This window comes from Endozoicomonas ascidiicola, from assembly GCF_001646945.1.
In the GTDB taxonomy this organism is placed as follows: Bacteria; Pseudomonadota; Gammaproteobacteria; order Pseudomonadales; family Endozoicomonadaceae; genus Endozoicomonas; species Endozoicomonas ascidiicola.
This window is the reverse complement of the sequence record NZ_LUTV01000002.1, coordinates 397,259-412,995: the sequence shown is the minus strand read 5'-3', so window position 1 is coordinate 412,995 and position 15,737 is coordinate 397,259. Positions and strand designations below refer to the sequence as shown.

The window sequence follows — 15,737 nt, the reverse complement described above, 5'->3', positions numbered from 1 at the left end:
CTCAAGCTGTTTCAGTCATAATCAGGGTTTTAATAGCTTTGAGCAATGGGCCTTCCTGGAAAGGTTTACCAATATACTCGTTCACACCAAGACTCATGGCTCGAGTTCGGTGTTTCTCGCCGGTTCGTGACGTGATCATGATAATTGGCAGATCATTCAGCTCAGGGTCATTACGTACGGAGCTGGCGACCTCAAAGCCATCCATTCTCGGCATTTCAATATCAAGCAACATGATATCCGGCTTTTGCTCAGCCAGCATGGCCAGAGCTTCAACACCATCCCGGGCAGATGACACTTCATAGCCTTGGCGGGTCAGTAGACGACTGGTTACTTTTCGTACAGTTACGGAGTCGTCTACGATCAGTACTTTCGCGACTTTCTCACTCTTTTCAGCTTCGTCTTTAATCGTAGCTTCAATATGCGATAGCAGATGTCTGCGATAGAGTGCCGCCGGGTCGAGAATCACCACTACTCGACCATCACCCAGAATGGTGGCACCGTTCACACCCGCCAGGCCGGAAAACTGAAGACCCAGGCTTTTGGTGATAATTTCACGGCTACCAATAATCGCATCGACGTGTACGGCAACATTATCATTACCACGTTGAACCAGAACCACCGGGCATTGGCCTTCACTGATCTTAGGGATACTGGTGCCCAGCAGAGCGCCCATATAAATCAGTTTGTGCTCAGTACCATTACCATAAACCAATGGTGAATTATTGCGATAGCAGTCGGTCAGGATATCTGATGACATCATAGAGATACCATCAATGGCATGCATAGGCAGTGCATATAAACTACCGCCGACTTCCACCATCAGTGCCCGGTTGATGGAAAGAGTGAAAGGCAGACGCAGAGAAAAGTGAGTACCTTCGCCGGTTTCTGATTTCACCTGGATGCTACCACCCAGTTGACGAACAGAACTGTTCACCACATCCAGACCCACACCACGACCAGAAATATGGGTAATGCTGCTGGCGGTACTGAAGCCAGAACGCATAATCAATTCAAGCGCTTCCTGATCAGACAGTTGAGCACTTTTACTGATCAAGCCCTGCTCAATTGCTTTTGCTTTGACGGCTTCAATATCAATACCACGACCATCGTCAGACAGTTCGATGACCACATCGGAGCCATCACGACGAATGGAGATAGAAATTTGTCCAATATCTGGTTTGCCAAGGCGCTGACGATCTTCGATAGCGTTTTCAATACCGTGACCGATGGCGTTTCTCAGCATGTGCTCGAGTGGTGCAAGCACACGCTCGAGCATGGTTCTGTCCATTTCACCTTCGGCATTGCCAACCATCAGCTCAACAGGTTTACCCAGTTCATCAGACACTTGTCTGACGATCTTGCGGAGTCTTGGTACCAGGCGACTGAAGGAAACCATCCGGGCTTTCATCAGTTTTTCCTGAAGCTCGATCTGAGTTCTGGATTGCTGTGCCAGCAGGCCCTCCATGTCTTTGGTTTTTTCTTGCATCGCTTCGCGCAAATCCACCAAGTCAGACGCTGACTCGACCAGTGCGTGGGAAAGCTGTGAAAGCTCTGAGTACCGATCCATTTCCAGCGGATCAAAGTCTGGATTTTCACCAAGGTCTCCCTGGTGACGGGACATAATCTGGGTTTGTGTTTCAATATCCAGACGTTTCAACTGTTCCCGCACACGAAGAATGGTTCGATTCATTTCATCCAGTGTTCGGGCAGTGTCAGCCGTTTGCTGCTCAATTCGAGAGCGGCTGATGCTGGATTCACCGGCCAGATTGATCAATGTTTCCAGCAGATCAGATGGAACACGAATCATCTCGCTGGGTGCAGTCTGAAGTGCAACACCTTCCGATACAGGAATGTTCTGAGTGGCAACCTTGATGGTGGAAACGGGCTCCAAAGGATTAGCCGTTTCTGTCGAAATTTGTACTGGCGTTATCTCGGCTCTTTCTGCTGCTGCTTCAGCGATCTGCGCCGGTGCGATTGCACTGGCCAGGCTTTGAACCGATTCAGGCGATGCGAGATAATCCGGCAGCACCTCAACCTCAGGAGCGGTATCTCCAGAGATCAAACGCTGTTTCCATGATTGCAGCTCTTCCAGCATGTTGGCAGTGCTTGGTAGCGCCATACCGGTGCTGAGGTTTTTCAGTGATGACTCAATGGTGTCGTGTGTTTTCTGAATCAGTGCAAGTGGTGCACGATCAGAGGTGCACCGACCCGTGGTGATCACTTCATAAATATCTTCCAGTGCGTGGCAGAGATCTCCAAGCTCATAGAGTTCTGCCATGCGTGCACCACCTTTCAAGGTGTGCAGGCTACGCTGAAGCTCATGTACCGGGTGTAAATCGTCCGGTGCATCAAGCCAGACTTCCAATGCCTGGACAGAATCTTCGAGAAGCTCAAAGGCTTCTTCAATAAAGTTCTGGCGCAACTCCAGCTCATATTCATCCAGTTGAGCTGTGGCTGCAGCAGGCATCGCGGGTGAAGGCTTAGGTGTGATTTCTGTTGGTTTATTATTGGCAGGCGCTGTAATAACAATTTCTTCAACAGCGCTGTCGTCCAGTTCTTCAATAACGATATCCGGTATCACCGGTTCAACTGGAGCGGGAGAGGCTTCAACGGATTGTAATGCCTGCTGTTCATTCAGCAACAGGGCCAGAGCTTTTCGTAAATCGCCAAAGACAGCTTGAGGTGATTCAGGCGTCTGCTGGGAAGCCACCTGATTCATCATCTCCACCAGTGCCTCAAAACCATCCATAAATGGTATTAGCAGCAGTTCAGGAAGAGAAGACTCCCGGGTTTCAAGATAGGTGCAGACGTCCAGAAGCACGTCGCAGAGTTCAGCCATCGTAGCAAGACTGGCTTCAGTGGCATTTGCCGTGAGAACCCGAAGCTCAAACTTAAATCTCTCCAGTTCTTCCTTCGGGATGCCGTTTACCCAGCCTTTCAGGAACTTATTGGCGTCCAATAGAAGGTCAAGGTCGTTAGATAAGAACAACGATGCCTGTTGTCCTTGCTGAGTGGCAATCGTTGCAGGTGCGTCGTGAGATGAGTCATCCTGCAGGCTGTTACTGAGCAGTTGGCTATGGAGAGCCGCAATCCAATTAAGGTAATTATCAACCTTCAGTTCAACCGGTTTGGCACCGCCATGGAGTTGGACTAAAGCGTCTTCGATCAGATCAATGCCCTGTTCCAGCATACTGATAATCTGACTGTCTGCTGGCACCAGGTGTGCCCGGAACTCTTTCACTGTTCTCTCAATGGCAGCAATCAGATCTGCTAGAGGGGTGATATCTGCCATGTAAGCACTGCCTTTCAGCGTATGCAGTGCGCGTTGAACGGTGTCGCTTATCTGGATGCTGTCACCCAACTGATAAAACTGCTCGATGAAATCTTTTACAACGGCCAGATGACTTCTGGCTTCGTTGTCAAAAATCTCCAGCAGCTGTTGGTCATACTCTTCGTCAGACTCTTCGCTAGAGCCTTCATTCGAACCTAGTTCAATCTCTTCGGCGATGCTGAGGTCTTCAGCTGCAGGTACTACTTCACCAAAGAGGACTGCAGGCTCCTCTTGTGCATCACTTTCAGGTTCTTCCTGCTCGACAACAAAACTCAGGCCTTTGGCAAGGGCATCTGCTTTCTCCATGCAGACCAGAACTTCTGGCGTCAGTTGTTGGTTTTGAGCAGCAAAGTCCTGAACCAGTTCTGGCAGCATGACAATGACGTCGTCTATCAGCTGGATCATGCTTTCAGAGATATTGATTTTTCCATCGATCAACTGATTCAGCATGCTTTCGATAGACCAGCCGAGCTCTCCAATAACTTCAGCGCCTATCATGCGTCCACTGCCTTTTAAGGTGTGGAAGGCTCGACGAACTTCAGTCCGGCTGCGTACATCATTACTGTCTTTACGCCAGATGGCGTATTGCTCGGTCAGAAGCTCCTGAACTTCGGTCGCTTCTTCTACAAAGATTTCACCCAGATCTTCTTCGTCATCCAGAGTAAAATCCAGAACATCATCGCTCAGCGCCAGTGAGGCTTCGATTTCTGGTCCGATAGGATCGGCTTCGAACTCAGACTCATCAAACTCCATATCGTCAAGGGATAGAATTTGGTCATCCAGAATGGGCTCAGGACTACTTTGAACCGATTCTGATGTCTCAATCTCAAAGGTTAAATCGTCGGAAGCGAAGTCAATGAACAGGGCTTCGTCGTTTTCTTTGGTTTCTTCTAAGGCGTGTTCAGCTGTCTCAGCCTTTGCACTATCTAGTTTGAAATCGATAGAAAGGTTAGCTTCATCTGCTGTGTTCTGCGCTTCAACCTTTTCTGGCTCAGGCATAGCTTTGCTAGAGATGGTTGGGCTGAAATCGATGGATAGGTTATAACCATCGTCGCTCTGGCTGTTCTCAGCGACCTGCACCTGTTCCTGTGTTACAGGCTTTTCGTAATTGAACTCCAGAACATGGTCGTTGGTATCGGTGGGCTGTGCAGCTTGTTGTTCTTTCTTTTCTTCATCGCTGAACAGATGGCTGGCAAAAGGGTTCACCTTTTCGCCAGCCGGCTTTGTTGTTGGTGCTGGTTTATTTTCTGGAATCGATGGTGCAGGTGTTCTGGCTTCCAGCTTTTCGATGCTTTGCTGAGTGATATCCAGAGTCTTCTCAGTGAAGTTGGATACACCTGTAGTCAACTGCTCCAGATAATACTCAACACTGGACAGAGCATCAGCCAATGCTTCAAGTTCATCAAGCTCTGGTTTCGCGGTTCTTTCCAACCACTGACTTTTAATGTAATTGGAGCACCGCCCCATCAAGTCGGCAACACGGGGTAATGGGATAATGGCCAGGCTGCCCTGAATACTTTTGAGCATCGGGATCAGTTTGGTCAGAAATTCCTTGTTTTCATTGCTGCCCAGATAATCAACTAACGTGCCTTTTGCCTGTTCAAGGGTTTCGCGGGCTTCATGAATAACCGTTTGATGAATATCACTCATCTGCGAAGATTCTGAACCATCGCCCGTAACGGTGGGTCGATAACTCATGAACTGATTGAGCCCGGTTTCTACTTCCAGTAAACGGGCGGCAATATCAATCAGCGAGTTATTAATTTCGGCAGGGTTTGGCTGTTCAGTGGTCAGAATCAGATGGAGGCTTTCTGACTCTTTTTGCATGGTACTTTGAAGTTTATCGAGGCCAAGCATACCAAGGGTGTCAGTAATCTGCTGGCACACCGGCATTTGTTCTTGAAGCCGCTCTCTGTTGGTCTCAGGGTTGAGTATGTACAGGTCTAAAGCGTCTTTGACGTTAGCAAGTTCTTCTTTAATAGCACTGACGACAGGTGCCGTTGCCTGGTAGTTTGTCAGTTTTTCATCAGCCTGATTCTGTTCCAGCGCTTTATCCAAACCATAGCGATGCTTCAGTGAGAGCAGTAATGCGTTGTTGCTTTCTGCTTTACTCACACGGTACAGGATATTACGAAGAAGCTCTTCGTCTGGAGTGGTATTAATACGACGAATGTCGTCACCAGTCAGGAGTTTCAGCTCATTATCCAATTTCCGCAGAATGGAAATGGCATGATTATCTGCAGCAATTGCACCTTCCCGGAGGCCTTCTGCAAGCCCGGTTGCTGCATCCCACAGTGGAGACAATGGGGAGTCCCAGCAAAGGTTTTGCATCTTGGCAAAAATTTTACCAATGATCACCAGCTGCTGTTCTTGCTGGCTGCCTCTTAAAACACCGGCCAGCGACAGCTGGTATTTCTGGCGCATTTTACGCACCAGCGGGGTAAAGCCGCCTGCCTGAATCTTTGCCAATTGTTCATCAGCAATAGGCTCATTGGCGATGACAATCGTCGGTGAAAAAAAGTCCAGATCGGATAGTGCAGATTCACCTCGAAGCTGTCGCATGTCACTTAAGAGCTTTTGAAACAGCCTTGGGTTGTCTCTTCCGGTTCTTGAAATCTGAACCAGATAATCAGGCAGTTGTAACATGGCCTGAATCAACGTGACCATCTTGTCTTGACTGTTCTCGTCAGACTTTTGTTCGGCAGAGCTCTCCTGCAGGTTTTCCAGTAGCAATAAAATTTCACTGGTTAACAGGCGCGCACTTTGCTGTTTCAGCACTTTAAGTGTGCTGTGAACCTGCTGGATTTTTGCACGACAGCCGGCAAGGGAGGATTGATCCTCCGTGGCTTCGGCATAGGTCTCAAGATCCTGGCGGGCTTCAGTGAGGGTTGTGTCAATTTCACTGATAACCCAGTCCAGGCCTAAATATTCACGCTGTTCGACCATGCCAGGCCCCCGTAATCAAACACCCCTGAATGGCGGGCATCATGCTTAAGTTCATGCGTTCAGTATCTTACAGCTCCGATCCTGAAGATCAGGCATCCGTGGTTTCAGGCAGTTTGAAGCCGGCGACGGACTGACGCATAGTCACCGCCATGTCTGCCAGCTGACCTACGGATTGCGCCGCAGCCTTGGTACCAGTCGATGTCTGAACCGAGATATCCCGGATTGCCACCATGCGGGTAGAAATCTGAGAAGCAGATTGAGACTGAATTTTTGCCGTTTCGGAGATGTTCCGGATCAGGCCTGCAAGGCTGTTGGATACTGTCTCGATTTCTTCCAGAGCAACACCCGCATCCTGTGCCAGTCGTGCACCTTGTACCACTTCAGAAGTGGTGTGTTCCATGGAGATAACTGCTTCGTGGGTATCTGTCTGGATTGCGGATACCAGCCCTTCTACCTGTTTGGTCGCGGCAGAAACCCGTTCCGCAAGACGCTGTACCTCATCCGCTACCACGGCGAAGCCTCGTCCTGCTTCACCAGCCATGGAAGCCTGAATGGCCGCGTTTAGAGACAGGATGTTGGTTTGGTCCGCGATCTCGTTGATTAGGGAGATGATGTCACCGATTTCCTGAGAAGATTCACCAAGGCGCTTCAGACGCTTCGAAGTATCCTGAATTTGCTCACGGATGGTGGTCATACCATCAATGGTGTTACGTACGACCAAACCACCATTGGCAGCGATCTGTACCGAACGTTCTGCTACATCTGCAGAGTCGGAGGCTTCGCCGGATACCCGGTCGATGGATTCCGCCATTTCGTTTACAGATTGTGTGGTTGAACCGATTTCCTGGGCCTGATGGTCAGAAGCCTTGGCCAGCAAACGGGCGGTTGCCTGAGTTTCCTGAGCAGCGGCGTCTACCTGTACAGCAGTCTGGTTGATGGTGTTAACCAGAGCTCGCAGCTGCTCGATGGAGAAGTTAATAGAGTCAGCGATGGCGCCAGTAAAGTCTTCGGTTACCTCGGCTTTCACGGTCAAGTCACCGTCTGCCAGGTCGGCCATTTCGTCCAGCAGTCGCAGGATCGCTTTCTGGTTTGCGCTGTTCTGTGCTTCAGTTTCGTCACTCTGGGCTTTGGTTTCTTCCAGACGACGACGGGTATCCATAATGATGGACATGGCAGTGGAGAGTACAAACAGCAAGGAAAGACCACCAGACAAGAGGATGATCATTTCCAGTGTTCTTTGTTCTACAGTAGAAACGGACAGAGTTTCAGCCAGAACGGAAGTTTGCTCCAGCAATTCCAGGGAGTCGGTAAAGATGGTGTCGGATGCGGCGCGTACCTGGAACAGTTCTGGAGAGGTTTCCAGAATTTCGTCCACACTACCGTCAACGAATTCGAACAGGTCGGCAATTTCCAGCAAGCGGTCGATCGCTTCGTTATCTGTCACCTGACTGATACGCATGGCGACGTTACCTTCGATCATACCGTCCAGTACTCGACCAAAAAGCTTGGCGTCACGGCCGAAGCTGTCTGCCGCCATGATGGAATCTTCACCACCTTCCAGTACCTTGGCAACGCTTCGAATAATACGTTCTGCCAGCCATGGCTGTCTTTGCGCCATGGAGATCTGATCAGATGGAGCGCCATTTTCCAGCAGGATTTCTACGATCTCATCGTATTCAATCTGTAGCTGTGGAATGGTTTCACCCAAGGTGTTCGCTACGTCGTGGAGGGACAGTACCGTGTCTTGTGCGGTCAGAATGTTCTGTGCCTCAGATTGCATTTCCATCCAGGAACTGTTCAGGGCGTTGATCTGTCGGGCAGCTTCAGAGTCAGAGGTTTCTACGAAAGGCAGGGCAGACAGCTTTGCATTATTCAACTCGCCGATGTACTGGCCAAACATGTTGGTAGCGTCTCTCAGTAGGGGGAACGCTTCTTCTTTACCAGAAGCCGCTTCCGAAGCGTTCTTTGCAATCTGCTGAGAAAGTACCCGGAGCTCGCCCGCACTGGTTGCGTGGGTCAGGAGCAGCTGAGACTGCTGGTCATTGTAGAAAAACGCGCCTGTCATGACCGACAGGGACAGAACCAGCATTGTAATCGATACAATGGTGCCTCTGTTCGCCTTGCTTCCCTGTCCCCTGTTCGCTGGATTGCCTTTCATGGTTTATTCCCCGATTTCTAATCTGAAATCAAAATCCTGTTTATTCGCTGGCTGCCTTGAGAAAACGCTCACTGGTCATGAGCCCTTCAATACTGAATACAACGTAGTGGTGATCTTTCTGGTATGAACCCCGGGTGTAGGGGTGAACGCTGGTCGGTAGCGATGAGGGTATTTCATCCGAGAAGGTGTTGGCTGAAAACTGCATCATTCCCTGAACTTCATCAACAATCAGACCAACGGACATGTCTTTCTTCTCGATAACCAGGATTCGGTTACTGGCTTCTGGTTTGGCCTGCCGTTGCGTTTCAATATTTAGCAAGCTGTCATCATTGCTCAAAAAATCAGTCAGACTGATGATCGGGATCAAACGTCCTCTGACGTTAGCAATGCCTTTGACCCAGCCATGAACGCCCGGTAATGGTGTTGTCTGGGGAACCAGAAGGATTTCAGTAACACTGCCCAATTGCACGACGTATTGTTGCTTGTTCAGCAAAAACGAGATGCCCTGCCAGTAACTGAGATCAGACTGTTCAGCAGGAATGGGTGCAGCATACAGGGAAGCACATTGTTCCAGTGCTTCCAGATAGTCGAATGGATGAGTGGAGCTGCTCATTCTATTCCTTTATTTCTGGTTAACCCCTACTGGATCACAACAGAAAGGTTATCTTCAATAGGAAGTTCAACAAAAAACCAGACTCTGCTTTATCAGGCAGCAACGTCACTCAGCACTTCGTTGAGGGTTTCCAGAAGGATATTTTCCTTAATGGGCTTGGTTAGATAGTTCTTGGCGCCTTGACGCATTCCCCAAACACGATCAGTTTCCTGATCTTTGGTGGTCACGATGATGACCGGGATGTGGCCTGTAGAAGCATCTTTTGACAGTTGGCGAGTTGCCTGGAAACCATTAAGGCCTGGCATGACGATGTCCATCAGTACAGCATCAGGCTGTTCTTCGCGGCACAAAGCCACACCATCAGCGCCGTTATCAGCAGTCAGAACGGTATGACCATGTTTTTCCAGCATGGCGCTCAGCTGATACAGTTCAGTCGGTGAGTCGTCGACAATCAGAATTTTCGCCATAAGTCCCCCTAGTAAAAACAGCCTTTTATTGTTGGAAGGCCATCATCAGGCAAATGAATCGTTAAAACGTATGCAGGCTAATGCTGCCCACTCTTTATTCGATGTTATACCGCCAGAGCGTAATCTGGGCAGTGGTCTCGAATCGTACCAAACAGTTCATCACGACTGAAAGGTTTGGTTAAATAATAATCAGACCCAGAGATTCGACCACGAGCTCGGTCAAACAGACCATCCTTGCTGGAGAGCATGATAACAGGAATTCGTTGGTAGGCACTGTTGTTCTTGATCAATGCACAGGTCTGATAACCGTCCAGACGAGGCATCATAATATCAACAAAAATGATATCCGGCTCAGACTCGGCAATTTTTGCCAGAGCATCAAAACCGTCGGTTGCTGTCACTACCGCACAGCCCGCCTTGCTTAACAGAGTTTCAGCAGTACGACGTATTGTCTTGCTGTCATCAATAATCATGACCTTAAGGTCTTTTTCGCTGCCTTGCATGTTTTGCCCCCGATGCCCCACACAAGCACCAAAACTTTTTACTGTCGCTTTTTGATTTTCTCGATCCGTTCTCAGTTTGTTATTGAAGTACTATCAATCCAGATCGTTAGTTCTGTATTTTTATCACAAGTGGGCGGGTGCTGACTAGAAGTCATACCAATGGCGTTTTTAAATTTTGGAGCGAGCAAATTATTTTGGGCGACTGGGCAAGGCGAAGAGACGAGTCATAGCAGTAGCTATGGCGAGGAACTTCAACGCAGATCCAGTAGGCACAAAATAGCTGTGCAGCCCATAATTTAAAAACAGAATTGGTATTACCCCCTCAGGAAAGGTCGATTTTGAGTATTACTTAAAGTCCTGCGCCTCAGTGGCGATGTAATTTCATAATAAATCTTGTCAGGAATGATACAGGGAACCTTATGAATCGCTTTCCCTTTTTGGCCTATAGCCTTGCTTTAGGCTTGATACTCTGGAACTCGCCGGCTTCTGCGGAAGCACTGGAGGAAGCGCTAACCAAAGCGCTGTTATCCCACCCGCAGGTTAAAGTAGCCGTTAACCGTCTCAGAGCTGAAGAGAAAACCATTGGTGCGGCCAGAGCTGACTTTTTCCCATCGTTGGATATATCTGCCGGCTACGGAACTCAGAAAAAGGACGTTCCTGATGGAACTAATGAACAGATTGATGAAATCCGTTTTACCAAGCAGGAAGCAGCGATTTCCATAAAGCAAAGTCTTTTTGCCGGGTTTAATACCAAAAATCGTGTTGCCGGTGCCAAAAAAAGTACGGAAGCTGAGCAGTGGCGTTTGGTGTCAACCCTTGAAGAGATTTCGCTGAAGATTACCTCGGTGTATTTGAGAGTGATGGAGCGGCGTGAGCTGGTTGAGCTGGCGAAAGATAATCTGGACATTCATAACGAGATTTATGCTCAGATTGAGCAGCGCGCCAAACAGGGCGTAGCAAGAAACTCAGATTTAATTCAGGTTGAAGGTCGCCTTGCAAGAGCTAATGCCAACTTGATTAATGCCTATAACAATTTATCGGATGCGGAAAGTGAATACCGTTCGCTCGTTGGACATAGCCCCGCTGAACTGGCTTTTCCAAGTTTTGAGCACTTAGAAATACCTGGCGATATTGACGCGATAATCCAACAAAGCGGCCAAGGCAACCCCAGTTTAAAAGCAGCTGACTCAGATATCGGTTCATTTGAGCATGCGTTCGAATCACGGAAGAGCGCCTATTTACCCTCATTGAATATAGAGCTTGATAAGAGCTGGAAAAAAGACGCCGATGGCCAACCAGGTTCGAACGTCGATACTCAAGTGATGCTGCGGTTTCGGTACAATTTATTCAGTGGTGGTGGTGATAAAGCCCGGCTAATGGAAAGTGCCTATCAGGTGGAAGAACGCCATTCCCAGAAAGACCGGGTCATGCGAGATCTTGAAGAGCGCGTTCGTATTGCGTGGGCTGCTTACAAGTTTGCCGGCGAACAGCGGGTATATTTGTTAGCCCATGAAAAGGCGAGCCGGGAAACGGTTATCGCTTACAAAGGACAGTTTAATATTGGTAAGCGTACTCTGCTGGATTTGCTGGACAGTGAGAATGAACTTTTTCAGTCAAGTAATAGCCTGATATCGGCTATCTATCAGGAGACTCAGGCTCGCTATCGGATTTTGGCCTCTATGGGGTCATTGCTGGATAGCATGGGGTTTGTGCTTCCTGAGAGTTGGCAGGTTGGCGGCGAATAGTCTTGGAATTCGAGTAACAAAAATTTTGTATGTTGTCAGTTAATCATCATCTTCAAATTGATTAACATTATTGGCATCATAACTAGCATCTGAGGTTTTATCATCATAAGAGCTTAATAGTGAATCATCCGGGCTAGTGGATGATGACAAGGTGGTATCAGGCTCTTTAATATCTTCAACAGTACGGCCAACATCTTTGTTTGGTAGTGTGTTTTCTTCTGTTATTTCATTTATCTTGTTTCTGAAAGCAAGGTTTCGTTGTCGTTTTAAAGCAGTTTCAGGTAGTTCATCCTCACTTAGTTCCATCTCTGCATTGAGAAGCTCTTCTTGGTGTTCTTTTAATGTTTTGCGATCTGATGCTGGTGCCTGATTAGGTCTGGGAGATCTTATGCGGTTAGAGACTCTTGTTTTCCAGTCATTTTCATCTTCTACGTTGAACCAGTTGTCAAAAGTGCTTGTAGAGTTCTCATTATACAGTGGTGGCGGGAAGGTAGTTGGCAGCCCTTCATCAGCAGGGTATCTACTGTCATTTTCAACAACGTCTTCATCTTCAGTGTGATTCTTATCAGCCAGACTTGCAGGTTTTGTTTGCGATACCTTTGCAGCTTTTATTGGGGCTAAGTGTGTTGTCAAAGAAACTAGTTGATCATCAGAATCTTCTGCAGCACTCAGTGCGCGTGGCTTTTGGTAAGTCTGGTCCCGTTGACGCTTTGTTTTACGGCGTTTTTTTCCTGATTGTGAAGTGCTATATGCTTCAGAAGAGAGCTCTGATGAACCTGAAGAAAAACTATTGTTGACCGAAGAATTTTCGCTTTCAGAATAATCAGACAAGTCAGACTCACTATCATCTGAAGAGGCTGCAGGTGTTCTGTAAGCAGTGTCGTCATCACTGCTGAAGTCATCGTCTGATGATGAAGACGACCGAGGGGTACGGAATCCTTCATCATGAGTAGGATCTATATTGCTGAAGTTGAACAAAACCAGAGGCTTATTGCTGACAGACTCCTCTCTATTTAATTCTTCGATTATCGATACAAGCCCTTCACTGATTGTAGCCTGAGTGATGTCATCATCAGATTTAGCCTCTATGACATGATCACTAAGAGGAGATGTGTCATTTAAGACTTGAGAGTTTCTGTTCTTTTGGAAGCAGTAATAGTGTGTGCGTTTATCTTTGTCCTCTGTGTCGTCGTCATCTGGAAGCTCTGTAATCGCAGGTAAAAGATTTGGTTCTTTAAGCTGTTGGCAAAAGGTTTTTTGTCTGAGAATAGATTGTATTTCTGGATCAGTATTGCCAATGTGGATGTTTTTTACTTCATCGGGGAAATAATTGGGGATACAGCATAGTTCAATGTCACCACGATTGATTAAGTAATTTTTGTTATCAAGCATTAAATAGATGTTGAAATGCTCTTTACTGTTGCTTTCTAATGATAGCCTGCTGCTTGCAAAGGCTTTGTGCACTATTTCTAAAACATCATACTTGTCCAGAGTTGTTTTTTTCTCTCGCTTAAGTTTTGTTTTGTTAAACAATATGTCATGAAATTCTTGTAATAGTTCAGTTGATGAACCTTCGTTAAATTGGCTATGAATTTGCCCAGCAAAATAATCTGATTCATTTTCGCAGTCTGGAGTTACCAAAGCGATAGATTTGATGCTGCCGATGCTTTCAGGGTTGTTCGGTAATTCATGTTTTATATCCTGAAAGTCTACTTTATTCTTTGCAAAAATAATGTCGGCTTGCTCACGAGAGAAGTCATCTGAAAGAGCTGTTGCCCTTGGTGGCGTCACGAAAGATGGGACTGTGGATGCTGGGATTTCTTTAGGTATTGTGTCATCAGTGCCTGTCGAATCTCGCAATACAGGACTTGGTGAAGGATGTGGTAACGTTTTGGGTGTTTTTGGACTCGTTGTGAGGCTACTTGGCGGTGTGGCTTCTCGGTCAGAAGGTTTATGCTGTTGTTTATTCAGGTTGTACAGTTTGAAATGCCCGCCAGAATTATTATCGCTAGCATTGGGTGCTCTCATTTCAAGATTCGATCTTGTTGGGTAATCAGGTAAGTATGGATTGATATCTATTACTTCTTTGCTTTTAGGTTTGTATGTGATTTCTTCAGATTCAGGTTTGAGCTCGAGAAGTTCGGTCGTTGTATTGTTTATATCGTTCTTTATTTTTTCTGATAGCGCTGTCAGTTTTTCGTCTTTGAACGCATCATCCATTTTTTTGATTTGAATACCAAGCTCGCCAAGTAATCTGAAAAGCTCTTCCTCACTCAGTTTACTATCAGGAGGAATGATAGACACATCTTCTCCATTGATACCCTCGTATTGATAAGAAATGGAGAAGCCAAAATCTTTGTTTAAGCGTGATAGATTATTTTTAAGGCTCCCTAAGTCGCCAACAAGCGGTTTTATTTTTTCTAGTGACTTTAATAAATCACTTTTTTCTTCAAGCGACGCCAGATAATCTTTTTCCGTTCGGAGCAAGTTTTCCAGTGCTTCTGGTGAGTTTGATTGATTCTCTATGAGCCGCTCATGAAGACCTGTGGCCTCTATGTCATGCTCGGCTGGTGGTATAAAGTTTGGTACAGGTTTTTGGTGAGGAGCTGACTGTTTCGAAGGCCCTTGCTTGATTAGCTCTTCGTAAGCCCTTTGCGATGAATGAAAATCACCTGCACTTTTTGGATCAATTGCCATCCTTGTACTCTCTATAGTCGCTTATTTTTACATTATCTGAGTATAGCTGAGTGAATTTTGATATATATAAGCTATAAGTAGCAGGAAGATTTAGATCTGTGGTTGTTATATAATCAATTGTTTTTATTAAATATTTATCGTTTTTGCTGCCATTGTGAATGGTCAAACAGCATCATAATTCTGGAGCATAGACGGTGGCGATTTTGGAATTTGACTGATGAGTAGAAGTGATAACGCAGTTCAGCGTTTCCTTTTTGAAAACACGGATATCCGTGGAGAAGTGGTTTCTCTGAATGAAAGTTATGTGGCTGCGCTGACCTCCCATGACTATCCGGACGTGATTCGTAAGCTTCTGGGAGAGTTGATTGCCTCCGCAGTGTTGTTGAGTACAACCCTGAAATTTGACGGGCTTTTGACGCTTCAGGCTCGTGGCGAAGGGGCGTTATCCCTTTTGATGGTGGAGTGTACCGATCAAAAGTCCTTCCGTGCAGTGGCTCAGTTTAAAGAAGGTATCACCGAATCGTCCATGCAGGATTTGCTGGGCAGGGCGAGCCTGCTGATTACGGTCGATCCGGTAAAAGGTCAACGATATCAAGGCATTGTGCCTCTGGAAAAAGAGAGTCTGGCTGCCAGTCTTGAGGATTATTTTACCCAGTCCGTTCAGTTAAAAACGCGCCTTTGGCTGGCCTGTGATGGCAAAACGGCTGCAGGCTTTTTACTGCAGGCTCTGCCCGCCAGTGCTGAGCTTTCTGAAGAAGACCGCTCTGAATCCTGGAATCGCATGACGGCTCTGGCAGAAACTACTCAGGCTGAAGAGTTGCTGGATTTGGATCATGAGACTTTATTAGTTCGTCTGTTCCATGAAGAAGCCGTTCGGGTATTCGACAACGAGCCGGTTAAGTTTGCCTGCACTTGTTCCTGGGAACGCAGCGCGAAAATCATCAGTACTTTAGACCGCAAAGAAGTCGAAACGATTGTTGAAGAAGAAGGACAGGTTGCTATGGATTGCCAGTTCTGTAATCAGCAATATGCTTTTGGTAAAGACGATATTGATGCGATCTTCAGCCATAAAACACCTCTGCACTGACAGTTTATAATGGGAGAGTCAGGATGCCACTGTGGCTCCTGCCTCTTTGCCACCATTCCGGGTGGATTTCTCTCTACCGTTTTTCGAAAAATTGATCTGCAGCAAAATATCGATCCTTATAAAGGATTACTGTCATTAGTGCTCGATTAACAATCGGCGCAAAATAAAGGGCGATTTTCCTCCAGAAACA

Annotated in this window: 8 protein-coding genes; 2 read left to right on the top strand and 6 right to left on the bottom strand. The window is 47.0% G+C overall.

Going from position 1 to position 15,737, the window contains the following annotated elements:
- Position 1: 1 nt before the first annotated feature.
- The 5 genes from AKL11_RS05825 to pilG form a co-directional block, all read right to left on the bottom strand.
- Entirely contained in the window at positions 2 to 6,277 is a 6,276-nt protein-coding gene (locus AKL11_RS05825) for an Hpt domain-containing protein (protein ID WP_067515670.1), read from the bottom strand.
- A gap of 88 nt (positions 6,278 to 6,365) precedes the next feature.
- On the bottom strand, positions 6,366 to 8,435 hold the full coding sequence (locus AKL11_RS05820) for a methyl-accepting chemotaxis protein (protein WP_067515669.1): 2,070 nt from the start codon (positions 8,433 to 8,435) through the stop codon (positions 6,366 to 6,368).
- 40 nt (positions 8,436 to 8,475) lie between these two features.
- Entirely contained in the window at positions 8,476 to 9,048 is a 573-nt protein-coding gene (locus tag AKL11_RS05815; RefSeq protein WP_067515668.1) for a chemotaxis protein CheW, read from the bottom strand.
- 92 nt (positions 9,049 to 9,140) lie between these two features.
- Positions 9,141 to 9,515 (bottom strand): twitching motility response regulator PilH, encoded by a 375-nt coding sequence (gene pilH / locus AKL11_RS05810; protein ID WP_067515667.1) that lies wholly within the window; start codon positions 9,513 to 9,515, stop codon positions 9,141 to 9,143.
- A gap of 104 nt (positions 9,516 to 9,619) precedes the next feature.
- Positions 9,620 to 10,018: a twitching motility response regulator PilG gene (pilG, locus tag AKL11_RS05805; protein ID WP_067515666.1), complete on the bottom strand. Its 399-nt coding sequence runs from the start codon at positions 10,016 to 10,018 to the stop codon at positions 9,620 to 9,622.
- 419 nt (positions 10,019 to 10,437) lie between these two features.
- Between pilG and AKL11_RS05800 the strand changes: the two genes are divergently transcribed.
- On the top strand, positions 10,438 to 11,763 hold the full coding sequence (locus tag AKL11_RS05800; protein WP_067515665.1) for a TolC family outer membrane protein: 1,326 nt from the start codon (positions 10,438 to 10,440) through the stop codon (positions 11,761 to 11,763).
- Positions 11,764 to 11,802: 39 nt separating this feature from the next.
- Here AKL11_RS05800 and AKL11_RS05795 read toward each other — a convergent pair whose 3' ends face one another.
- Positions 11,803 to 14,460 carry a hypothetical protein gene (locus AKL11_RS05795; RefSeq protein WP_067515664.1) on the bottom strand — a complete coding sequence of 886 codons (2,658 nt, stop codon included), beginning with the start codon at positions 14,458 to 14,460 and terminating at the stop codon, positions 11,803 to 11,805.
- 217 nt (positions 14,461 to 14,677) lie between these two features.
- Between AKL11_RS05795 and hslO the strand changes: the two genes are divergently transcribed.
- Positions 14,678 to 15,547 carry an Hsp33 family molecular chaperone HslO gene (gene hslO / locus AKL11_RS05790; protein ID WP_067515663.1) on the top strand — a complete coding sequence of 290 codons (870 nt, stop codon included), beginning with the start codon at positions 14,678 to 14,680 and terminating at the stop codon, positions 15,545 to 15,547.
- Positions 15,548 to 15,737: the final 190 nt, after the last annotated feature.